The sequence below is a fragment of the Neptunicoccus sediminis genome, assembly GCF_001719615.1.
Lineage (GTDB): Bacteria > Pseudomonadota > Alphaproteobacteria > Rhodobacterales > Rhodobacteraceae > Amylibacter > Amylibacter sediminis.
The window spans coordinates 494,703-515,861 of sequence record NZ_MDVX01000001.1 but is presented as its reverse complement, the minus strand read 5'-3'; the positions used below and the strand labels follow the sequence as shown (position 1 = coordinate 515,861).

Here is a 21,159-nt window from a genome sequence, read left to right as displayed (position 1 = left end):
ACAAGGAGAAAGATTATGACTACCAGACGTAAGTTTATTCAGGGCGCTGCTGTGGCTCCGGCTGCTGCACTGGCGACCCCTGCACTGGCGCAAAACACCATCAAATGGCGCATGCAAACCTATGCGGGGGCTGCACTGGCGGAACATGTGATCGTACCTGCCGTGGATATGTTCAACAAGATCGCAGGCGACCGCATGCAGATCGAACTGTTCTTTGCCGATCAGCTTGTCCCGACGGGAGAACTGTTTCAGGCGATGCAGCGCGGCACCATCGACGCTGTGCAATCAGATGATGACTCTATGGCCTCTCCGACCGAAGTCACCGTGTTTGGCGGCTATTTCCCCTTCGCCTCGCGCTACTCTCTCGACGTGCCGGTGCTGTTCAACAAATACGGCCTGAACGAAATCTGGGAGGAGGAATATTCCAAAGTCGGCGTGAAACACATTTCTGCCGGCGCATGGGACCCCTGCCATTTTGCCACCAAAGACCCGATCCGTAGCCTTGAAGACCTCAAGGGCAAGCGCATCTTTACCTTCCCGACAGCGGGCCGGTTCCTGTCCCAGTTCGGCGTTGTGCCCGTGAACCTGCCTTGGGAAGACATCGAGGTCGCGGTACAGACCGGCGAACTTGACGGGATTGCATGGTCCGGCATCACCGAAGACTATACCGTTGGCTGGGCCGATGTGACCAACTACTTCCTGACCAACAACATCTCCGGTGCGTGGGCCGGTTCCTTCTTTGCCAATATGGAGCGCTGGAACGAACTGCCCGAAGATCTGCAAACCCTGTTCCGTGTGTGCTGTGATCAATCCCACTACTACCGTCAGTGGTGGTACTGGGGTGGCGAGGCCGACCTGCGCGTCAATGGCCCGAAAATGGAACTGACCTCTATTCCGGACGACGAATGGGCCACAGTGGAAGCCGCAGCGCAGGATTTCTGGGAAGAAATCGCCGCAGAATCCGAAACCAAACGGCGCGTGGTGGACATCATCAAGAAATACAACGCCGACATGCTGAAGGCGGGTCGCCCGTACCGCTACACCTGAAGCCGATTGTTAAAGTGACTTTTCAGGGGCGGCGTTCTGCTGCCCCTGTTCCGATTAGAAAATGGATGCACCATGCCTGCGAATCTGAGTTTTGATGATCTGAAGTCCCGCGTCAGCGAGGGGGCGATCGACACCGTTCTTGTCTGTTTTGTGGATATGCAAGGCCGCCTGATGGGCAAACGCTTCCACGCTGTGAATTTTGTAGAGACCTCCTACAAGGAAACCCACTGTTGTAATTACCTGCTGGCCACCGATCTGGAGATGGCCACCCCTGACGGCTATGCCTCTACCAGTTGGGAAACCGGCTATGGCGATTATGTCATGAAGCCCGATCTGGACACCATCCGTCCCGTGCCGTGGCTGGAAGGCACCGCGATGGTGCTGTGTGATATTCTGGATCATCACACTCACGAACCAATCCCCCATTCCCCCCGTGCCATGCTGAAAAAGCAGATCGCCCGCCTGAAAGAGCTGGGCTTTGATGCGATGATGGCGACCGAGCTGGAGTTTTTCCTGTTTGAAAAGACACTGGACGAGTTGCGCCGCGACGGGTTCCGCGATCTGCAACCGATCAGCGGTTATAACGAAGATTACCACATCTTCCAGACCACCAAGGAAGAGGGCATCATGCGCCCGATCCGCAACCATCTGTTCGCGGCGGGCCTGCCCATCGAGAACTCCAAGGGTGAAGCGGAATCCGGTCAGGAAGAGCTGAACATCCGCTATTCCGCAGCACTGGACTGCGCTGATTATCATTCCATCGCCAAACACGCGATCAAGGAAATCGCGTGGCAAAACGACCATGCCGCAACCTTCCTGCCAAAGTGGCATAAGGATCGGGTTGGATCGTCTTCGCACGTGCATCAGTCCCTGTGGAAAGACGGAGAGCCTGCCTTTTATGACAAGGACCGCGACTTGGGCATGTCCGAGATGATGGGCCACTATATGGCCGGTCTGATCGCCTATGCGCCGGATTACACCTATTTCCTCGCGCCCTATGTGAACAGCTACAAACGTTTTGCCAAAGGCACTTTTGCGCCAACCAAAACCGTCTGGTCCGTAGACAACCGCACCGCCGGTTTCCGTCTTTGCGGCGATGGCACCAAAGGCATCCGCGTGGAGTGCCGCATCGGCGGGTCTGATCTGAACCCCTATCTTGCACAGGCCGCGATGCTGGCCGCAGGCATCAAGGGCATCGAAGAGAAAATGGAACTGTCTGCCCCGACCAAAGGCGATGTCTATGAGGACGCCAAGGCAGGCGACATTCCCCAGACCCTGCGGGCGGCAACCGAACTGCTGCGCAACTCCAAATTCCTGCGCGAGGTGATGGGCGACGATGTGATTGACCACTACACCCGCGCGGCGGAATGGGAACAGGAAGAATTCGACCGTGTTGTAACCGATTGGGAAATCGCACGGGGCTTTGAAAGGGCTTAATCCATGACGATCAAATGTATCTCCCCCATAGACGGTTCGGTTTATGCCGAACGTCCTACCCTGACCCGCACGCAAGCGGATGCAGCGGTGAAACGGGCCACGGCTGCACAGGCCGATTGGGCCGCAAAGCCACTTGCCGACCGGATCGCACTGGTTGAGGCCGGTGTCGCTGCTGTGGGCGCGATGAACGACGAAATCGTTCCTGAAATCGCATGGCAAATGGGACGTCCCGTGCGCTATGGCGGCGAATTCGGCGGTTTTAACGAACGGGCCAGCTATATGGCCAGCATCGCGCAAGAGGCGCTTGCCCCGATCGAAGTGGAGGATTCCGACGCCTTCCGCCGCGTGATCAAACGGGTGCCCCACGGTCTGGTTCTGGTGGTTGCCCCTTGGAACTATCCCTACATGACTGCAATTAACACCGTGGCCCCTGCCCTGATTGCCGGTAATGCGGTGATGCTGAAACACGCCTCTCAAACCCCACTGGTGGGCGAGCGTTTGGCAAAGGCGTTTCATTCTGTCGGCATTCCCCAAGATGTGTTCCAGAATGTGTTCCTTGACCATCAGACTACATCCGATCTGATTGCGGACCGCGCTTTTGGCTTTGTGAACTTCACCGGCTCTGTCGGGGGCGGCAAGGCCATGGAACAGGCTGCGGCTGGCACCTTTACGGGGATTGGTCTGGAACTGGGCGGCAAAGACCCCGGCTATGTGATGGAAGACGCCAATCTGGACGCTGCCGTTGATACGCTCATTGACGGTGCGATGTTCAATTCGGGCCAGTGCTGCTGCGGGATCGAGCGGATTTACGTCCTTGAATCCCTGTTTGATGCCTTTGTCGAAAAAGCAGTGGCGATTGTGAAGGGCTACAAGCTCGGCAATCCGCTGGAGCAGGAGACCACCATCGGCCCGATGGCCCATGTACGTTTCGCGGATGAGGTCCGCGCCCAGACCGCCGAAGCGATTGCCGCCGGTGCCAAGGCCCATATCGACCCTGCGGATTTCCCCGAGGACGGCGGCGCCTATCTGATGCCGCAAATCCTTACCGATGTGAGCCATGATATGCGCGTCATGCGCGAAGAAAGCTTCGGTCCGGTTGTCGGAATCATGTCCGTCAAGGACGATGAAGAAGCCATCGCCCTGATGAACGACAGCGATTTTGGCCTGACGGCATCGCTCTGGACACAGGACGCCGCCCGCGCCGAGGCGATTGCGGACCGGATCGAAACCGGAACCGTCTTCATGAACCGCGCTGACTATCTTGATCCCGGCTTGTGCTGGACCGGTTGCAAGGATACAGGGCGCGGCGGTGGCCTGTCCGTGATCGGCTATCACAACCTCACACGACCCAAATCCTACCACCTGAAAAAGGGCTGACCCGATGTCTCTGACTGCAAACTGGTCCTATCCGACCGCTATCCGTTTCGGCGCTGGCCGAATCTCCGAACTTGCCGATGCCTGCGCCGCGGCAGGCATCAAGAAACCGCTTCTGGTGACAGACAAAGGCCTGTCCTATCTGCCGATCACGCAGAACACGCTCGACCTGATGGAAGCGGCCGGACTGGGCCGTGCGATGTTTGCGGATGTGGACCCGAACCCGACCGAGATCAACGCCGAAGCCGGTATCAAGATGTTCCGTGACGGTGGCCATGACGGCGTGATCGCTTTTGGTGGTGGCTCCGGTCTTGATCTGGGCAAGCTGGTCGCCTTCATGTCCGGCCAAACCCGCCCGCTTTGGGATTTTGAGGATATTGGCGATTGGTGGACCCGCGCCGATCCGGATGGAATCGCTCCGATCGTGGCGGTTCCGACCACAGCAGGCACCGGTTCCGAAGTGGGCCGCGCATCTGTGATCACCAACAGCGAAACCCACGAAAAAAAGATCATCTTCCACCCGAAGTTCCTGCCCTCTGTCGTGATCTGCGATCCCGAACTGACCGTTGGCATGCCGCCCATGATCACCGCAGGCACCGGCATGGATGCCTTTGCCCATTGCCTAGAGGCGTTCTGCTCCCCCCATTACCACCCCATGTCCCAAGGCATGGCGCTGGAAGGGATGCGTCTGGTCAAGGAATACCTGCCCCGCGCCTATAAGGACGGCACCGATCTGGAGGCCCGCGCCCATATGATGTCTGCCGCTGCAATGGGGGCGACTGCGTTTCAAAAAGGACTGGGGGCGATCCACGCCATGTCCCATCCGATTGGAGCGGTGCATCACACCCACCACGGCACCACCAACGCCGTTGTAATGCAGGCGGTTCTCAACCTGAACCGCCCTGAAATCGAAGACCGCCTGACCCAAGCTGCGGCATATCTGGGGATAGAAGGCGGGTTTGACGGATTCTACGAATTTGTCGGTGCGCTGAACAAATCGCTGGGCATTCCGGCAAACCTGACAGACCTGGGCGTCACCGATCCGGACATTGATGCGCTGGTGGCCTCTGCGCTGAGCGACCCGAGCTGTGGCGGCAATCCTGTCGAACTGACCAAAGAAAACGTTACGGCGCTCTTCAAAACCTGCCTGTAATCCCGCGTAATAAAGTTGCGCCAGCCCGTCAATCCGATGCGCTGGCGCAACATATTTGCAAGAAATTTCGTTACAAAAACCCGCGACTCGGTGGATTATCCGCCCGCGCAGAGCCGATTCCGCAGGCCAGAGCCGCTTAGTGCGAAAAAATCCTGAAAAAATGTTGCCTCATCCGACACAGAGCCCAAGAGTCGCGCTCTGCGGCCTAAAGTCCGCTAGACGAGCGCTAAAGCTATGTGTAATACCCGCCATGACTGTCTGGAATCCCTTTTGGACAGACCCAGTTAACAAGCCCGCCGGACAGTCGGGCCTGGCAAGGAGAAAAGCACGTGTCTCATGCTGATGAACCCGCAGGCACTCGCCGCGATTTTCTGTATGTTGCGACGGCAACAACAGGCGCGGTCACCGTTGGTGCCGCGGTTTGGCCGTTGATCAATCAAATGAACCCCAGCGCGGATGTACAAGCACTCGCGTCGATCGAAGTTGATGTAGCCGATATTGAACCCGGCACCCAGCTGACGGTCAAATGGCGCGGAAAACCGGTGTTTATCCGCCGCCGCACACCGGAAGAAATCGAAGCGGCCCGTGCCGTGGATCTGTCGGAACTTCCCGATAATCAGGACCGGAACGCCAATAGCCCCGGTCTGGATGCTGCGGATGAAAACCGCACTTTGGACGAAGCCGGCGAATGGCTGGTGATGATGGGCGTTTGTACGCACCTTGGCTGTGTGCCTCTGGGGGATGCAGGTGATTTTGGCGGCTGGTTCTGCCCCTGCCACGGTTCCCACTACGACACGGCCGGCCGTATCCGCAAAGGTCCTGCACCAGAGAACCTTCCTGTACCCACTGCCGTTCTTGACGGCACCACGCTGAAGCTCGGTTAAGGAGAAAAGATCATGGCTGGAATTCCACACGATCACTACGAGCCGAAAACCGGCATCGAAAAATGGGTTCACAAGCGGCTGCCGGTAGTTGGCCTGCTGTATGATACACTGATGATCCCGACCCCGAAAAACCTGAACTGGATGTGGATCTGGGGCATTATCCTGACATTCTGTCTGGGCCTGCAAATCGTTACCGGTATCGTTCTGGTAATGCACTATACCCCGCACGTTGACCTGGCGTTTGATAGTGTTGAACACATCATGCGCGATGTGAACGGAGGCTGGGCGCTGCGTTATATGCACTCTAACGGCGCGTCCCTGTTCTTTATCGCGGTGTATGCCCACATTTTCCGTGGTCTTTACTATGGTTCCTACAAGGCGCCTCGTGAAATCACATGGATCATCGGTATGCTGATCTACCTGCTGATGATGGCAACAGGCTTCCTGGGCTATGTTCTGCCTTGGGGTCAGATGTCCTTCTGGGGTGCAACCGTGATCACCGGCCTGTTTGGCGCGATCCCCGGCATCGGTGAGATCCTGCAAACATGGCTGCTGGGCGGGCCGTCGGTGGATAACGCCACGCTGAACCGTTTCTTCTCGCTGCACTACCTGCTGCCGTTCGTGATTGCCGGTCTGGTTATCGTCCACATCTGGGCGTTCCACACCACAGGCAACAACAACCCGACAGGTGTTGAAGTACGCCGCACCTCCAAAGCGGATGCGCAAAAGGACACGGTTCCGTTCTGGCCTTACTTTGTAATCAAGGACCTGTTCGCACTGGTTGTGATCCTTGCAATCTTCATGGCTGTTGTCGGCTTCATGCCAAACTACCTTGGCCATCCTGACAACTACATCGAGGCAAACCCGCTGGTGACACCGGCCCACATCGTGCCCGAATGGTATTACCTGCCGTTCTATGCGATCCTGCGCGCCATCACCTTTGACGTGCTGTTCCTTGATGCGAAGTTCCTTGGCGTTCTGGCCATGTTCGGCTCTATCGCTGTGATGGCGCTGGCCCCGTGGACCGATACATCTTCGGTCCGCTCCGGCCGCTACCGTCCATCCTTCAAGTGGTGGTTCTGGGTGCTGGCTCTGGATTTCATGGTTCTGATGTGGTGTGGCTCCCAGCCTGCCGAAGGCCTGATCCCGACCATCTCGCTGATCGGTGCGATCTACTGGTTTGCCTATTTCCTCGTCATCCTGCCACTGCTGGGTGTTCTGGAGAAACCGCTGCCACAACCTGAAACCATCGAAGCTGATTTCGATGCCCATTATCCGCCAAAAGACGCCAAAGCGTCTGCGGCCGAATAAGAGAGCTAAGGAGAGACAAAATGAAAAAGATACTTCTTTCCATCGCTGTCGCATTTGGTCTGTCCAGCGGCGCAGCTATTGCCGCTGGCGGTGCGGGCCACGTTGAGAACATCCCGTTCTCGTTTGACGGTCCGTTCGGCAAATTCGACCAGAACCAGCTGCAACGGGGCCTTCAGGTTTACACCGAGGTCTGCGCAGCCTGTCACGGTCTGCGTCAGGTGGCCTTCCGCACACTCGCGGATGAGGGTGGTCCTCACTACTCTGAAGATCAGGTCAAAGCCTATGCAGCCAACTACGACGTGTACGATCCCGAACTGGACGACACCCGTCCGGCCAAACCGTCCGACAAATTCCCGGCGAACACAGCCGTGGGCGCACCGGACCTGTCTTTGATGGCCAAGGCGCGTGCCGGTTTCCACGGTCCTTCGGGTCTGGGGATCAACCAGCTGCTCTACGGGATCGGCGGTCCTGAATACATCGTAGCGATCCTGACAGGCTACACCGGCGAAGAGAAAACCCAAGCTGGCGTGACGCTCTATGAAAACACCGCCTTTCCGGGCGGCTGGATTTCCATGGGGCCGCCTCTGGAGGACGAGCAACTGGAATATGCAGACGGCCATCAAAACGATGTCCAGCACATGTCCGAAGACGTTGCAGCCTTCCTGATGTGGGCGGCGGAACCCAAGATGATGGCACGGAAATGGCTGGGCTTTGTGTCCCTGTTCTTCCTCGGCCTGCTGGCAGTACTGCTGTACCTGACCAACAAAAAGCTCTGGGCTCCGATCAAGCGCAAAGAAAAAACGGTCTGATCCGTCAGACCACAGATAGAAAAAGGGCGGGGATTTCCCCGCCCTTTTTTTGTTTGCGATGCGGTAACTGTTAGGCGTCTTTCGGCATGGTCTCGACCATCGCCTCGCGCTGGGCGAAATTCGCTTCCCATGCGGCCAGCCCTTCGCGACCCTTGCGCCAGTCCCGCCCGCTGTGTCGGAAATCCAGATAGGCCAGCGCACAGCCGACAGCAATTTGTGCGGCGTCCAGCGGGCCGGACAGATGGCTAAGCCAGCGGGACTCAATCGCATCCAGAGACCGTTCGATCTTGGACCATTGCGCCTCGACCCAGTCGGGGAACCGCAGTTCTTCGGGGCGCACGCGGCCCTCATAAACCATTAGGACGGCGGCTTCCATGATCCCGTCAGCGGTCGCCTCCAGCGTCAGCACCTCCCAGTTCCGCGCCGCCGGATACAGCGCACCGCCGCCCTGCGCGTTGATAAACTGGGTGATGACCCGACTGTCATACAGCGCCGGACCATCCTTTCGCTCCAGCGTGGGAATTTTGCCCAGCGGATTTTGTTCAAGCGGCATGTTATCGGTCATCAGAGGCGTGCCACCCCGTGTGACCAGTTCCAGTTCAACGCCCGTCTCTTTCGCGCAAACAAGGCATTTGCGGGCGAAAGGACTGGCGGCAGCCCAATGCAGTTTCATGTCAGAGTTCTTTCCTTAGGTGCACAGGGCCGCAGCCCCGACACGGGTTGATCACGCAGGGCGCTGCCTGCTTGGGATCAGCCTTGCGCAGCCTAGCGCTACCGTCAACCTCGGGCGCGATCTGTTTCTAGAACGGCGGCTTTTTCATAAGATCGGCCAGCGTAGCGATCTCTTGTCCGAGCCCGTGCTTTGAAACCTTTACAGCGGCAGCACCGCGCACCGCGTCCGGTTTGTTCTGGCCCAGTTTCCACGTTCCATCCACCTGCGTCACATCCATTGCAACAGGGGCGATCATCCGCATCATTCGTTCCGCGACGCCGTCTGTCATCTTCTCCATCGTCCATTCCGGCTTTGGTGCCAACCGTGCCTCCATCGCGGCGGAAAGCCGTTGCAGGATACCGTGCAGATCCTCTTGCGCCAAAGCGTGTAATCTGCCCCGCAAATGGACCGCCACATAATTCCATGTGGGCACCTGATCATTGATCCGGTACCAGTCGGGCGAGATATAGCTGTCCGCCCCGCCGATAGAAATCACCGCTTGCTGCGGCCCCTCTTGAAGTAACCGCCACAACGGGTTGGAGCGTACCAGATGGGCCTCCAGCCGTGTACCCTCCTCGCAGAGTTGAAACGGAATATGGGCAAGAAGCGGCCCTTCCGACCCGTTCACGGCCAAAGCACCAAAGGCCCGTTGACGCGCAAAGGCAAGGTTCGCGGTTTCGTCTGCCTTACGGAATACCGGGTTCGGGTGCATCGGCGGTCTTTCTATTCTGGAGGCGGGGCGGGGAATAGCGTCACAGGATCCCCTTCCTCCCATTTGGGGTATTTCGTCATGATGGACTGGAAGCGATCACTGTCAATAAACCCGTCCAGCCAGCGGATCAGGTCCGGCCAGTCCTGCCCGTCAAACCAAGCGCGATCCGTATTGGCGAACTGGCGCACAAACGGGGCGATGCCGATGTCTGCCATGCCGATCCGGTCCCCAAACAAATAGGCCTGCCCGTCCAGCCGTTGGTTCAGTTCCAACAAATAGGTGGAGGCCAGTTTGCGTTCCGTTTCGGGGTCCACATCTTCATATCGCACCGCGTATTTGAAACGATCGAGATGGCCTTTGAACTCTGCCTCGCAACGTAGAATCAACTCCCGCGCTTGCGACCCTGCGTAAAGCAGGTTCTCAGGGTCGCTTTGGCCCAGCGCCCATTCCATGACATCTAGGGATTCCTCGATCACCTGATCACCGTTCACCACCACAGGCACCGTCCCTTTGGGCGAGGCCGCAAGAAAGGCGGCTGCCTTGTCGCGCAGAAGGATTTCGCGCAGTTCCACCTGCAAGCCGCTGGCGGCAATCGAAAGCCGTGCCCGCATGGCATAGGGGCAACGGCGGAAGGAATATAGGATCGGTCGTGTCATGGGTGTAATCAAGCGCCCGCCAGCGGCAGGGTCAAGGCCGTTCGGCCCCGCTCCTAGCCGACAAGCAGGGATTTTTCTGTATGGCCGGTGATTTTGGCGGACACGATCTGACCTTCGGGTTGATCATTGGCAAACGTCACCTCGGTAAAGCCTTCGGTCCGCCCCATGCGGGGGTTTTCCATCAGGATAGAATGGGTTTTGCCCAGCTGCGCCGCCAGATGGTCCTGCACCCGCTGTGTTCCGGCCTCGCGCAGCCGTTTGGCCCGCGCCTTGATAACGCTTTTCTCCAGTTGGGGCATCCGCGCTGCTGGCGTGCCCTGACGGGGCGAGAAAGGAAACACGTGCAGCCAGGTCAGTCCGCAATCTTCCACCAGCTTCAAAGAGTTCTCAAACATCTCTTCGGTCTCGGTTGGAAAACCAGCGATAATGTCGGCGCCATAGACTATATCAGGCCGCGCCTTGCGCATATCGCTGCAAAAGGCGATGGCGTCGTCGCGCAAATGGCGGCGTTTCATCCGCTTCAGGATCATATTGTCCCCGGCCTGCAAGGACAGATGCAGATGGGGCATCAAACGGTGTTCATCGGCAATGGCATCCACCAACGCACTGTCCGCCTCAACCGAATCGATGCTGGAAATCCGCAGGCGTGGCAGGTCGGGCACCAGTTTCAGGATACGCTGCACCAGATCCCCCAGCGGCGGGTTCCCCGGCAGGTCATCCCCCCAACTGGTAATATCCACGCCCGTCAGCACCACCTCGTTATAGCCACTGGCCACAAGGCGTTTGATCTGCTCCACCACCACTCCGGCAGGCACCGAGCGGGAGTTCCCGCGACCATAAGGGATAATGCAGAAGGTGCAGCGGTGGTCACACCCGTTTTGCACCTGCACATAGGCGCGGCTGCGGCTACCAAACCCGTCGATCAGATGTCCCGCGGTCTGTTTCACCGACATGATGTCATCCACCAGAACGCCTTCGGTCTGTCCGATGAAATCCGCGCCCTTGCCCAGCTTCATCCAGGTGTCCGCCTGCATCTTTTCGGTGTTGCCCATCACCAGATCCACCTCATCCATTGCAGAATAGGTGTCCGGTTCGGTCTGGGCCGCACAGCCCGTCACGATAATGCGGGCTTCGGGATGTTCGCGGCGCAGCTTGCGGATGGACTGTTTGGACTGGCGCACGGCTTCGGCGGTGACGGCGCAGGTATTCACCACCACAGCATTTTCCAGACCGCCCGCAGCGGTCAGTTCTTTCATGGCTTCGGTTTCATAGGTGTTCAGGCGGCAGCCGAACGTGGCGAACACGGGTGGTTTGCTCATTCTATCTTGTCCAGAAAATCGGTGGATAACACACCGGAAAACACCAGTTGGGTCGGGCCTGTCATCCAGACACCGTCCTCGCGCCAGTCGATTTGAAGGTCGCCGCCGTCCAGCTTGATTGTCACATTCCGCTCGGTCAGGCCCTTGCGATGGGCCACGACCGTACTGGCACAGGCACCGGAGCCACAGGCATAGGTGATCATGCCGCCCCGCTCCCAAACCCGCATCCGTATGGTGTTGCGGTCGATGATTTGCAGAAATTCTACATTGGTGCGTTCGGGAAACAGGTCGTGGTGTTCGTAAACCGGGCCAAGTTTGGCCAGATCGAGCGATTCGACATCATCAACCACAAAAACACAGTGGGGATTGCCCATTCCCGCCGCACCCGGTGCGCCATCAATCGGCAGTTCCACAAGATCCACCTCCCGCGCCAGCGGGACATCCTGCCAGTCCAGTTGCGGCAGGCCCATGTTCACGCTGATCAGACCGTCGCCGGATTCGACCGCTGACAAAAGCCCCCGTTCGGTGTGCAGGGTCAGTTCGGACTTTCCGGTTTCATCAAAAATGATCCTTGCAACACAACGGGTTGCGTTGCCACAAGCCCCCGCTGTGGACCCGTCGGTGTTCCAGAAGGTAATATCCACATCCGCAGCATCGCTGTCGTTGAGCACCACAAGCTGGTCAAAGCCCACACCGAAATAGCGGTGCCCGATGGCGCGAGCCATCGCCGCTGTCATGGGTACTTCCGTCTTGCGCGCGTCCAGAATGACGAAATCATTCCCCAACCCGTGCATCTTCAGAAACGGCAACCCGTTATCAAGAGTGTCCAAGTTTTTCATCCCCGCCATATAGACCTTCGCGCACAATCATTCCAGCCGTGTCATTATTTCGAAATTTCTCTCTTGACCATGCCCGCCAGCAGCCTTAAGACGCCCCCACAGCACGGTGAGGGCCCTTAGCTCAGCTGGTAGAGCAACTGACTTTTAATCAGTAGGTCGATGGTTCGAACCCATCAGGGCTCACCAAAATTCCAAAAGGTCTGGCAGTTTTGCCAGACCTTTTTGCTTTCCGCCCTCAAGCCGCCCTACACTGCTGAGTTGTCAGTCTTTTTTGCGAAAGTTCAGCCCTGATAATCCCGCGGACGCAAACCGTAGCGGGCCAGCCTGTCATAAAGCGTCTTTCGGGGCAGTCCGAGCTGTTCGGCCGCCACCGTAGCCTTGCCCTGAACGTTGCGCAGGGTGGTTTCTAGAACCAGCCTCTCATGGGCCTCCATTTGTTCGGCCAGCGTGCGGCTGCCCCCTGTACCGCCCTGCGGGTCCGCCAGAAACCTGTTCGCATAATCCCGCAGTTCTGCCAGATTGCCGGGCCAGTCCCGTGCCTTGATCTCGGCCAGCGTCGCTGCGGGAACATCGGGCATTTCTGCATTGGCGTAGCGCACCGCATGGCGCAAGAGCACCTCAAAGATCACCCCGAGATCATTGCGCCGCGCCGCCAGATCGGGCACCGCCACCGTAATACAGTTCAGCCGGTCCGCCACCCAAGGCACCGCCTGTTCCGCAGACCCGATGAAACGCAGTTCGGGGCGGTGTTCTACCTGCGAAATCACACAGTCCAACTGACTGCGGGACGCCAGATGCACCCGTTTCACAGAGAGATCCACAGCACCATCCTCTATCACGAAGCCTGCCGGATCAATTTCGGGGGTGCGCACCAGCACAAAGGAATCGCGCCCCTCGGACATGGCGAAAATCGTGTGGGCGGCCAGTTTCTTGCCCGCCCCTTCCGGCCCCACCAGAATGATGTGACGGCCACTGTCGGCGGCGCGGCGCAGGGCCTCGCGGAAATCGCGGCTGGCGGGGCTGTCACCGGGGAAGTGCACCGAGGCCGGATCGCTGCGCCGCATCTTCTGTTCCATCCGCCGCGTGTGCAGCACCAGTTCGCGGTGCGCGAGCGCCCGGTTCAACACTCCGACAAGATGGGAGGTCTCACAGGGTTTTTCCAGAAAATCATACGCCCCTTCCTTCATCGCGCGAATGGCCATCGGCACATCGCCCTCGCCGGTCAGCATCACCACCGGCAATTCCGCGTCGATGCTTTGCGCCAGCGCCAGTATTTCAAATCCGTCTTTATCGGGCATGCGAATGTCGGTCAGGACCACGCCGGCGAAATTGGCCCTTATGGTCCGGCGGGCCTGCACGAAATGGGCGGTCGAAATGACGTCGATCCCCTCCAGATCCAGCGTCTGTGCCAAAGACGCCCGCAGCGCATCGTCGTCTTCGATAAGCAAAACCTGACGTTTCATTTCGCCCCTCCTGCCTTTTTCAATTCCACACAAAACTCTGCGCCGCCTTCGGGCAGGTTCCGGCAGCTTAATTTTCCCCCGAAAGTGCCGACGATCCCGTAGGAGATCGACAGCCCCAGCCCGAGCCCCTTGCTCGCACCCACATCCTTGGTGGTGTAAAACGGCTCAAACACGCGGTCCGGTTCCACAAGCCCGCTGCCGGTGTCGCGAACCCGCAACCGCACCGGACCCTCACCCAAAGGCGTCTCTATTGCCAGCGACAGACGCTTTTCGGGCTGGTCGCGCATCGCATCCATCGCGTTGCCCGTCAGGTTCACAATGACCTGTTGCAACCGCACCGGACCGCCCGCGACCATGACCGGCGGTTTTGGCAGATCCAGTTCTACCGTGATGCCCTCTTCGCGCAAGCGCCGCTCTGCCAGCCGCAGCGCGTCTTGCACCACAGCGACCAGTTCTACAGGTTCCACACGTTCGGATTCATTGCGGGCAAAGCCGCGCAGGTTCTTGATGATCCGGTTGATCCGGTCCACCTGCACGGTGATCTGGTCCAGATTGTCCTGCGCCTCTGCCACGCGGTCCCGTTCAATCAGCTTGATCCCGTTGGCGGCGAAATTGCGGATCGCGGCGAGCGGCTGGTTCACTTCGTGGCTGATCCCCGCAGACATCTGGCCCAGCGCCGTCAGCTTGCCCGCCTGCACCAGCTGATCCTGCGCCTGCCGTAACTGGGCGGTGCGTTCTTCCACCCGCGCCTCCAGCCGGGCGTTGGCGGCCGCTTCCACCACCAGCCGCTCTGCCAGACGGCGCCGCCGCTGGCCAAGCGCCACCAGTCCCGCACCGACAAGCCCCATAATCGCCAGCGCCAGATAGCCGAGCACGCGTGCATTTTGCGCAGCGGTCTTCACATTCAAATACACACGGGTGGTCAGGTCCAGTCGGGGCAGGAATTCTGACAGGACCATCGCCTGTTCCGGCATCACGCCGGTCTTGCCAAAGCGCTGCAACCTGTGCCCGAACCAGTTGCTTTCCTTGTAGTCATAAAAGGGATGCACCACAGAGCGCGGGTAAATCCGCGTGGCCGATGCCGGAAACGCGCCCTTCCCGTCGCGGCGCAGAACCAGTTCCACGCGGTTGGACAGAAACACCACATTATACGCGTCCAGAAACGACACAACGGTTTCATCCACTTCCCACTCGAACTCCAGCTGTTCTACATCCGCACGGACAACCACCACGCCGCTGGGCGGTGCCGCACCATTGATAATGCCGCGGGAAAAGAAAAAGTCCCGCCCGCCGTCTTTGGGTTCAAACGCATGATCCACGCCAAGCCCGCCTGTCAACGCGCGGCGCACATGGGCGGTTTGCCCCAGATCATCCCCGACCCTCGCGCCGTTCTCCTCCAGATCGGAGGCAGCCAAAACACGGCCTTTGCGGTCGAGCACAAAGATTTCCTCGGCGCCCACCGTCAACGCGGTGGTTTCCAGAAAGTCATGGGCCCGCGCCGGATCGGTTTCCCCAGTCAGCACGCCCACAATCACCGGATGTCGCGCCAGAAGGTTGGGCAGTTGCTGGAACCGCGCCAGTTGCGCCAGCACGCGGTCTGATGCCTGATCAAGCTGCACCGCCCCCGTGCGCGACAGTTGGTTCAGGTTCGCACGATAGGCTAGCGTAAACACGCCAGCCGCCACAAGGACCGCGACGCCGCAAAACGCCAGAACCGGAATTAATCGTCTCAACGCGGACCCCTTGGTTGCCGTTTTCGGACTGGTGAATCGCCGGCCCCGAAGCGCCGCCCGTGAAAACCGGCGCGGCGCAAAGCTGTCCGAAATTTCGCACAAATCCCGCAGCAGGCAAAGTGCAAATTCTTAACCCCCCAAAAATAAACTGTTTTTCTGCGCAGCAAAAAACCCTTTGCGCAAACATCCGCTGATCGTTTCCCTACAGTTGGCCGGATTACGGTCCGACAGATATCCAATGGGAGGAAACCATGAAGACTTTCTTGAAAGCGGCCTGCATCGCAGCCGTTGCTTTTGTGCCATCCATCGCCGCCGCTGCCTGCGAAGACGGCGAAGTGGTCGTGAAATTCGCACATGTCACCAACAGTGACAAACACCCCAAAGGGATCGCCGCATCCCTCCTTGAAAAACGTGTGAACGAGGAAATGAACGGCAAGATGTGTATGGAGGTTTTCCCGAACTCCACGCTTTATGATGACAACAAGGTGCTTGAGGCGATGCTTCAGGGCGATGTGCAGCTTGCCGCGCCGTCCCTGTCCAAGTTCGAGAAATTCACCAAACAGTTCCGCATTTTCGATCTGCCCTTCATGTTCAACGACATGAAAGCCGTGAACGCCTACCAAGCCTCCGAAGCGGGTCAAGCCATGCTCGACTCCATGCAAAAGCGCGGCCTGCAAGGTCTGGCTTACTGGCACAACGGCATGAAACAAATGTCCGCCAGCAAACCGCTGCTGCTGCCCACGGATGCAAACGGTCTGAAGTTCCGTGTACAGTCCTCTGACGTGCTGGTGGCGCAGATGGAAGCCATCGGTGGTTCTCCGCAGAAGATGAAATTTGCCGAAGTTTACGGTGCGCTGCAAACCGGCGTTGTGGACGGTCAGGAAAACACCTGGTCCAATATCTACGGCAAGAAATTCTTCGAGGTTCAGGACGGTATCACCGAAACCAACCACGGCATCATCGACTACCTGCTGGTAGCCTCGGTTGACTGGCTCGACGGTCTGGACGCAGACGTGCGCGACCAGTTCCTGACCATCGTTGATGAAGTGACCGAAGCCCGCAATTCCGAAGCTTATGCCGTGAATCAGGCCGCCAAACAGTCCGTGATTGATGCCGGTGGCACCGTGCGCGAACTGACAGCCGAGCAACGCGCAGCTTGGGTTGAAGCGATGAAGCCGGTTTGGGCGAAATTTGAAGGCGATGTGGGTGCGGAAAACATCGAAGCCGCACAGAAAATCAACATGTCCATGACCAACTAAGACCTGTTGCGGGGCGGGCCAGGATCGGCCCGCCCCTTTTTTATCCAAAATCTCGGGAGGATTTGCACATGTCACAGCGCACACAAAGCTGGACGGACCGTCTGGAGGAAACGCTGATCGCGTCGATCCTCGGCCTTATGACAGTGGTGACATTTGCAAATGTTGTCGCCCGCTACGGGTTCAATTCCAATATTCTCTGGGCGGTGGAATTTACCGTGTTTCTGTTCGGCTGGATGGTGCTGCTTGGCGCGTCCTATGCGGTAAAGATCAATGCCCATTTGGGGGTGGATGCGATCCTGAACATCGTGCCGCCTAGGACGCGCAAGGCGCTCGGCATGGTCGCTGTCACCGTCTGCATCATCTTTTCCTTTCTGCTGCTGAAAGGCGCATGGGACTACTGGGCCAATTTCGCCAACCTTCCCGCAACCACAGGCCGCTGGTTCCCCACCGGATTTGAAGAAAACTTCCGCGGCAAAGGCTGGTATGAAACCGACGATGTGCCAATGCCCGCAATCCTCGGGTTTATGGAGAACCTGTTCAACGACGGCGATGAATACGAAAAGCTGCCCCGATTGATCCCCTATATGGTGCTGCCGCTTTCAATGGCACTGCTGCTGTTTCGCTTTTGTCAGGCGGGCGTGAAGCTCTGGCGCGGCGAAATCTCCATGCTGATCGTCAGCCATGAGGCCGAAGACTCCATCGAAGAAGCCGCCCAATACGTGAAGGACAATTAATCATGGAAGTCATTCTTCTCTTTGCCATGGTGATTGGCCTGTTGCTGATCGGCGTGCCGATTGCTGTGTCTCTCGGCTTCTCCTCCGTGCTGTTTCTGCTCTGGTTCTCGGACAGCTCTCTCGCATCGGTCGCACAAACCCTGTTCAACGCTTTTGAAGGGCATTACACGCTGTTGGCCATTCCCTTCTTCATCCTTGCGTCCTCTTTCATGTCCACAGGTGGCGTGGCGCGGCGGATCATCCGGTTCTCCATCGCCTGTGTCGGGCATTTCCACGGCGGTCTGGCGATTGCGGGTGTTTTCGCCTGTATGATGTTCGCTGCCCTGTCCGGTTCCTCCCCCGCCACAGTGGTCGCCATCGGCTCTATCGTGATCGCAGGTATGCGGCAGGTGGGCTACACCAAAGAATTCGCCGCCGGTGTGATCTGTAACGCTGGCACCCTTGGCATTCTGATCCCGCCGTCCATCGTGATGGTGGTCTATGCCGCGGCGGTAGAGGTCTCGGTCGGTCGCATGTTCCTCGCCGGTGTGTTTCCGGGCCTTCTGGCCGGTATCATGCTGATGATCGGCATCTATGTCATGGCCCGCGTCAAAGGTCTGCCCAAGGGCGAACGCGCCGCTTGGTCCGAACGCTTCGCCGCCGCCCGAGAGGCCGGTTGGGGTCTGTTCCTCATCGTTATCATCCTCGGCGGCATCTACGGCGGCATCTTCACCCCCACCGAGGCCGCAGCGGTTGCAGCAATCTACGCGTGGTTTATCGCCAGTTTTGTCTACCGCGACATGGGTCCGCTGACCACAGCAGAGGGACAAAACAACACCTCGCTGCTGAAAAAGCCACAGGCGCTGATTACGGCGATCTGGCACAAGGACACCATCGACACCCTGTTTGAAGCGGGCAAGCTGACTGTGACCCTGCTGTTCGTCATCGCCTGTGCGCTGATCCTGAAGCATGTTCTGACAGACGAACAAATTCCCCAGCAGATCACCAAAGCGATGCTGGCCGCCGGACTTGGCCCTGTGGCCTTCCTGATCGTGGTTAACGTGATCCTGCTGATCGGTGGCCAGTTCATGGAACCCTCCGGCCTGCTGGTGATCGTGGCACCGCTGGTGTTCCCCATCGCCATCGAACTGGGTATCGACCCGATCCATTTGGGCATCATCATGGTGGTGAATATGGAAATCGGCATGATCACACCGCCTGTAGGACTCAACCTGTTTGTGACCTCCGGCGTGGCCGGAATGCCGATGATGGCGGTGGTGCGTGCGGCACTACCCTTCCTTGCCATCCTCTTTGTCTTCCTGATCATGATCACCTACATTCCGATCATTTCAACCTTCCTGCCAAATCTGGTGATGGGTCCCGAGATGATCACCAAATAGCTTCCGCAACGGCAAGCTTGCCCAAACGCGCCTAGCGCGGCTAAGCCTCCGGCCACCCAACCGGAGGCTTAATCATGTCCGCAGTCCTGCAAGAGTTCCTCGATCACCTGTCCCCCCGTGTCACCGGCACCCTGCAAGGCAGCGCCAAACTGGTGATCCGCGATCACGGCAGTGTGCACCTGACCGATCAGGGCGCAACCCTGTCTGACGCAGACGCCGACGTCACGCTGACTGCGACCGAACAGACCTTTCGCAACATTCTGGACGGCAGCCAGAACCCCGCAATGGCCTTTATGTCGGGCAAACTAAAGGTGGACGGCTCTAACATGCGCGCTTTGAAAGTCTCCGAAATCCTTACCAAAGCCTGATCCGCACCGGCTCCATTTTCGACAAATATCCCCGCGCGGAGCGCATTTCCGCGCCTCGCATCGAAAACTTGTCCGTTTGGTCAGGAAAAACGAAAAAAATACTAGAGAAGCTGCATCAAACCCGCTAGCGTTGCTCTTTATCCTCGATCCAACAGGGACAATGCCCAAATAAATGATCCTGAATTTCGGCTCTATAAACCTCGATCTGGTCTACCGCGTGCCCCATCTTCCGGCAGCGGGGGAAACGCTCGCCTCCGGTTCGTTTGAGAAATATCTCGGCGGCAAAGGCATCAACCAGTCCATCGCGGCGCACCGCTCTGGCGCGCAAACCCTGCACCTCGGGTGCCTTGGACCGGACGGGGACTGGCTGCGCGAACAGATTGCCGGTTTCGGCCTGTCCACTGACGGGCTGCGCCGTGTCACCACCCCCACAGGCCATGCGGTGATCTTTGTGGATGACAATGCGGAGAACCAGATCGTCCTGTTTGGCGGCTCCAACCAAGCCTTTACCACAGACCAGTTCGACGCGGCGCTGGCACAGGCCGATCCCGCCAAAGACTGGGTCTTGTGCCAAAATGAAACAAACGCGGTGCCGGAAATGGCCCGCATGGCCAAGGCAAAGGGTCTAAGGGTTGTTTATTCGGCAGCACCTTTTGATGCGGATCACGCGATCCCGATGCTCGACCATATCCACCTTCTGGCGGTGAACGAAGGCGAAGCCGCAGCGCTGCAAACCGCCCTTGGCAAAGACCTCCAGTCTGTCGGCCTGCCTTACCTGCTGATCACCAAAGGCGCTAAGGGCGCGACCCTTTATGCGGACGGCCAGCAGTTCGACCAGAGCAGCTTTGCCGTGACCGCGACCGATACCACAGGGGCAGGCGATACCTTCCTTGGGGCCTTCGTTGCAGAACTGTCGGCTAGCGACGATCCGGCCCAAGCGCTGCAATTCGCCGCCGCTGCCGCCGCGGTACAGGTGACACGCGCCGGGGCCGCCCCTGCGATCCCGACCCGCGAAGACACATTGTCCTTCCTGAAAGCCAACACATGACCCATAAGATCCTTATCGACACCGACCCCGGCATCGACGATGCAATGGCGATCTTTTACGCCGCCCTGCACCCCGAAATCGAGATTGTCGGCATGACCAGTGTTTTTGGCAATGTCACAACGGAAATCGCCGCCCGCAATGCCATCGTGCTGGCAGAACGGGCCGGACAGGAAATTCCGGTAGCAAAAGGCGCTGGCAAACCGCTGGTGCAGACGCCGAATCCGGTTTCGGATTATGTGCACGGGGCCGAGGGCTTTGGCGACATGCCTGCCCAAGACACCACCGCCCGTCCGGTGGATGAGCCAGCCCATGAGTTTATCTGCCGCCTGATCAATGAAAATCCGTCCGAGATCACGCTTTGCCCGATCGGACCCCTGACCAACATCGCGCTTGCGTTGCGCCACGACCCGACAATCGCGGAGAAGGTCAAATCCGTCGTGATCATGGGCGGCGGGTTGGAGCGGGGCAATGTTTCCGCCTATGCCGAAGCCAATATCTGGAACGACCCCCACGCCGCAGATGAGGTCTTTTCCGCCCATTGGCCGCTGACGATGGTCGGGCTTGATGTCACGACACAGGTGGTGTGCGACAAACCGGATTTCGCCGCCATCGCCAAGGCCAGCCCGAAACTCGGCGGTTTCCTGAACGAAGCGGTCCAGTATTACGTAAACTTTTACGAGACCCACCACGGGATTTCAGGCTCGCAAATGCATGACCCGACGGCAGTCATTGCCATCACAGACCCCCAGTATTTTACCATTGAAAACCACGCGCTAGAAGTTATCGTGGACGGTGATCGCATAGGCCAGACAATCCGTTCTACCGATCCGTCCCGACCAAAACACAAAGTGCCTATGGGCGTGGATATTGATGGTGTGAAACGCCGGTTTTTGACAATGTTTGAAACCGGTTCTTAAAACAG

Annotated in this window: 20 protein-coding genes and 1 tRNA gene; 14 read left to right on the top strand and 7 right to left on the bottom strand. The window is 58.4% G+C overall.

What is annotated here, in order from left to right; translation table 11 throughout:
* Positions 1–15 precede the first annotated feature (15 nt).
* From BFV97_RS02390 to BFV97_RS02360, 7 genes are all read left to right on the top strand, one after another.
* Complete coding sequence (locus tag BFV97_RS02390; RefSeq protein ID WP_069298704.1) at positions 16–1,047, top strand: TRAP transporter substrate-binding protein; 1,032 nt, start codon at positions 16–18, stop codon at positions 1,045–1,047.
* 72 nt (positions 1,048–1,119) lie between these two features.
* Positions 1,120–2,484 (top strand): glutamine synthetase family protein, encoded by a 1,365-nt coding sequence (locus BFV97_RS02385; RefSeq protein WP_069298703.1) that lies wholly within the window; start codon positions 1,120–1,122, stop codon positions 2,482–2,484.
* A 3-nt stretch (positions 2,485–2,487) separates the two neighbouring features.
* Positions 2,488–3,861, top strand: a complete 1,374-nt coding sequence (locus BFV97_RS02380; RefSeq protein WP_069298702.1) for an aldehyde dehydrogenase family protein — start codon at positions 2,488–2,490, stop codon at positions 3,859–3,861.
* A gap of 4 nt (positions 3,862–3,865) precedes the next feature.
* Positions 3,866–5,011, top strand: a complete 1,146-nt coding sequence (locus BFV97_RS02375) for an iron-containing alcohol dehydrogenase (protein ID WP_069298701.1) — start codon at positions 3,866–3,868, stop codon at positions 5,009–5,011.
* Between the two features lie 329 nt (positions 5,012–5,340).
* A complete protein-coding gene (gene petA, locus BFV97_RS02370) occupies positions 5,341–5,895 on the top strand; it encodes a ubiquinol-cytochrome c reductase iron-sulfur subunit (protein WP_069298700.1) in 555 nt (184 codons plus the stop codon).
* A gap of 12 nt (positions 5,896–5,907) precedes the next feature.
* Complete coding sequence (locus BFV97_RS02365) at positions 5,908–7,206, top strand: cytochrome b (RefSeq protein ID WP_069298699.1); 1,299 nt, start codon at positions 5,908–5,910, stop codon at positions 7,204–7,206.
* A gap of 20 nt (positions 7,207–7,226) precedes the next feature.
* Entirely contained in the window at positions 7,227–8,015 is a 789-nt protein-coding gene (locus tag BFV97_RS02360) for a cytochrome c1 (RefSeq protein ID WP_069298698.1), read from the top strand.
* A 70-nt stretch (positions 8,016–8,085) separates the two neighbouring features.
* Here BFV97_RS02360 and BFV97_RS02355 read toward each other — a convergent pair whose 3' ends face one another.
* The 5 genes from BFV97_RS02355 to dapF form a co-directional block, all read right to left on the bottom strand.
* Positions 8,086–8,688 (bottom strand): glutathione S-transferase family protein, encoded by a 603-nt coding sequence (locus BFV97_RS02355; RefSeq protein WP_069298697.1) that lies wholly within the window; start codon positions 8,686–8,688, stop codon positions 8,086–8,088.
* Between the two features lie 127 nt (positions 8,689–8,815).
* Positions 8,816–9,439, bottom strand: coding sequence for an FMN-binding negative transcriptional regulator (locus BFV97_RS02350; RefSeq protein WP_069298696.1), 624 nt, complete (start codon positions 9,437–9,439; stop codon positions 8,816–8,818).
* Between the two features lie 11 nt (positions 9,440–9,450).
* Positions 9,451–10,095, bottom strand: a complete 645-nt coding sequence (locus tag BFV97_RS02345; RefSeq protein WP_083225464.1) for a glutathione S-transferase — start codon at positions 10,093–10,095, stop codon at positions 9,451–9,453.
* A 53-nt stretch (positions 10,096–10,148) separates the two neighbouring features.
* The gene (mtaB, locus tag BFV97_RS02340; RefSeq protein WP_069298694.1) at positions 10,149–11,414 is read right to left on the bottom strand and encodes a tRNA (N(6)-L-threonylcarbamoyladenosine(37)-C(2))-methylthiotransferase MtaB; all 1,266 of its coding nucleotides are present in this window, start codon (positions 11,412–11,414) and stop codon (positions 10,149–10,151) included.
* Positions 11,411–12,253, bottom strand: coding sequence for a diaminopimelate epimerase (gene dapF, locus BFV97_RS02335; RefSeq protein WP_083225494.1), 843 nt, complete (start codon positions 12,251–12,253; stop codon positions 11,411–11,413). The genes mtaB and dapF overlap by 4 nt, the downstream gene beginning before the upstream one ends.
* A 110-nt stretch (positions 12,254–12,363) precedes the next feature.
* Between dapF and BFV97_RS02330 the strand changes: the two genes are divergently transcribed.
* Positions 12,364–12,439, top strand: a tRNA-Lys gene (locus tag BFV97_RS02330).
* Between the two features lie 95 nt (positions 12,440–12,534).
* Here the strand turns inward: BFV97_RS02330 and BFV97_RS02325 are convergent.
* On the bottom strand, positions 12,535–13,716 hold the full coding sequence (locus tag BFV97_RS02325) for a sigma-54-dependent transcriptional regulator (protein ID WP_069298692.1): 1,182 nt from the start codon (positions 13,714–13,716) through the stop codon (positions 12,535–12,537).
* Entirely contained in the window at positions 13,713–15,449 is a 1,737-nt protein-coding gene (locus BFV97_RS19130; protein WP_069299041.1) for a sensor histidine kinase, read from the bottom strand. The genes BFV97_RS02325 and BFV97_RS19130 overlap by 4 nt, the downstream gene beginning before the upstream one ends.
* A 251-nt stretch (positions 15,450–15,700) precedes the next feature.
* Between BFV97_RS19130 and BFV97_RS02315 the strand changes: the two genes are divergently transcribed.
* The 6 genes from BFV97_RS02315 (at position 15,701) to BFV97_RS02290 (ending at position 21,154) form a co-directional block, all read left to right on the top strand.
* Positions 15,701–16,708 (top strand): DctP family TRAP transporter solute-binding subunit, encoded by a 1,008-nt coding sequence (locus tag BFV97_RS02315; protein ID WP_069298691.1) that lies wholly within the window; start codon positions 15,701–15,703, stop codon positions 16,706–16,708.
* Positions 16,709–16,776: 68 nt separating this feature from the next.
* Positions 16,777–17,442: a TRAP transporter small permease gene (locus tag BFV97_RS02310; protein ID WP_069298690.1), complete on the top strand. Its 666-nt coding sequence runs from the start codon at positions 16,777–16,779 to the stop codon at positions 17,440–17,442.
* 2 nt (positions 17,443–17,444) lie between these two features.
* Positions 17,445–18,821: a TRAP transporter large permease gene (locus tag BFV97_RS02305; protein WP_069298689.1), complete on the top strand. Its 1,377-nt coding sequence runs from the start codon at positions 17,445–17,447 to the stop codon at positions 18,819–18,821.
* A gap of 74 nt (positions 18,822–18,895) precedes the next feature.
* A complete protein-coding gene (locus tag BFV97_RS02300) occupies positions 18,896–19,189 on the top strand; it encodes an SCP2 sterol-binding domain-containing protein (protein ID WP_069298688.1) in 294 nt (97 codons plus the stop codon).
* A gap of 172 nt (positions 19,190–19,361) precedes the next feature.
* Positions 19,362–20,237 (top strand): ribokinase, encoded by an 876-nt coding sequence (locus BFV97_RS02295; RefSeq protein ID WP_069298687.1) that lies wholly within the window; start codon positions 19,362–19,364, stop codon positions 20,235–20,237.
* Positions 20,234–21,154, top strand: coding sequence for a nucleoside hydrolase (locus tag BFV97_RS02290; protein WP_069298686.1), 921 nt, complete (start codon positions 20,234–20,236; stop codon positions 21,152–21,154). The genes BFV97_RS02295 and BFV97_RS02290 overlap by 4 nt, the downstream gene beginning before the upstream one ends.
* The last annotated feature ends 5 nt before the right edge of the window (positions 21,155–21,159 follow it).

What these genes read in the sequence shown, in the direction of transcription:
- BFV97_RS02390 (WP_069298704.1), top strand. Translation starts at nt 16, where the DNA reads ATGACTACCAGACGTAAGTTTATTCAGGGCGCTGCTGTGGCTCCGGCT.
- BFV97_RS02385 (WP_069298703.1), top strand. Translation starts at nt 1,120, where the DNA reads ATGCCTGCGAATCTGAGTTTTGATGATCTGAAGTCCCGCGTCAGCGAG.
- BFV97_RS02380 (WP_069298702.1), top strand. Translation starts at nt 2,488, where the DNA reads ATGACGATCAAATGTATCTCCCCCATAGACGGTTCGGTTTATGCCGAA.
- BFV97_RS02375 (WP_069298701.1), top strand. Translation starts at nt 3,866, where the DNA reads ATGTCTCTGACTGCAAACTGGTCCTATCCGACCGCTATCCGTTTCGGC.
- BFV97_RS02365 (WP_069298699.1), top strand. Translation starts at nt 5,908, where the DNA reads ATGGCTGGAATTCCACACGATCACTACGAGCCGAAAACCGGCATCGAA.
- BFV97_RS02360 (WP_069298698.1), top strand. Translation starts at nt 7,227, where the DNA reads ATGAAAAAGATACTTCTTTCCATCGCTGTCGCATTTGGTCTGTCCAGC.
- BFV97_RS02355 (WP_069298697.1), bottom strand. Translation starts at nt 8,688, where the DNA reads ATGAAACTGCATTGGGCTGCCGCCAGTCCTTTCGCCCGCAAATGCCTT.
- BFV97_RS02350 (WP_069298696.1), bottom strand. Translation starts at nt 9,439, where the DNA reads ATGCACCCGAACCCGGTATTCCGTAAGGCAGACGAAACCGCGAACCTT.
- BFV97_RS02345 (WP_083225464.1), bottom strand. Translation starts at nt 10,095, where the DNA reads ATGACACGACCGATCCTATATTCCTTCCGCCGTTGCCCCTATGCCATG.
- mtaB (WP_069298694.1), bottom strand. Translation starts at nt 11,414, where the DNA reads ATGAGCAAACCACCCGTGTTCGCCACGTTCGGCTGCCGCCTGAACACC.
- dapF (WP_083225494.1), bottom strand. Translation starts at nt 12,253, where the DNA reads ATGAAAAACTTGGACACTCTTGATAACGGGTTGCCGTTTCTGAAGATG.
- BFV97_RS02325 (WP_069298692.1), bottom strand. Translation starts at nt 13,716, where the DNA reads ATGAAACGTCAGGTTTTGCTTATCGAAGACGACGATGCGCTGCGGGCG.
- BFV97_RS02315 (WP_069298691.1), top strand. Translation starts at nt 15,701, where the DNA reads ATGAAGACTTTCTTGAAAGCGGCCTGCATCGCAGCCGTTGCTTTTGTG.
- BFV97_RS02310 (WP_069298690.1), top strand. Translation starts at nt 16,777, where the DNA reads ATGTCACAGCGCACACAAAGCTGGACGGACCGTCTGGAGGAAACGCTG.
- BFV97_RS02305 (WP_069298689.1), top strand. Translation starts at nt 17,445, where the DNA reads ATGGAAGTCATTCTTCTCTTTGCCATGGTGATTGGCCTGTTGCTGATC.
- BFV97_RS02300 (WP_069298688.1), top strand. Translation starts at nt 18,896, where the DNA reads ATGTCCGCAGTCCTGCAAGAGTTCCTCGATCACCTGTCCCCCCGTGTC.
- BFV97_RS02295 (WP_069298687.1), top strand. Translation starts at nt 19,362, where the DNA reads ATGATCCTGAATTTCGGCTCTATAAACCTCGATCTGGTCTACCGCGTG.
- BFV97_RS02290 (WP_069298686.1), top strand. Translation starts at nt 20,234, where the DNA reads ATGACCCATAAGATCCTTATCGACACCGACCCCGGCATCGACGATGCA.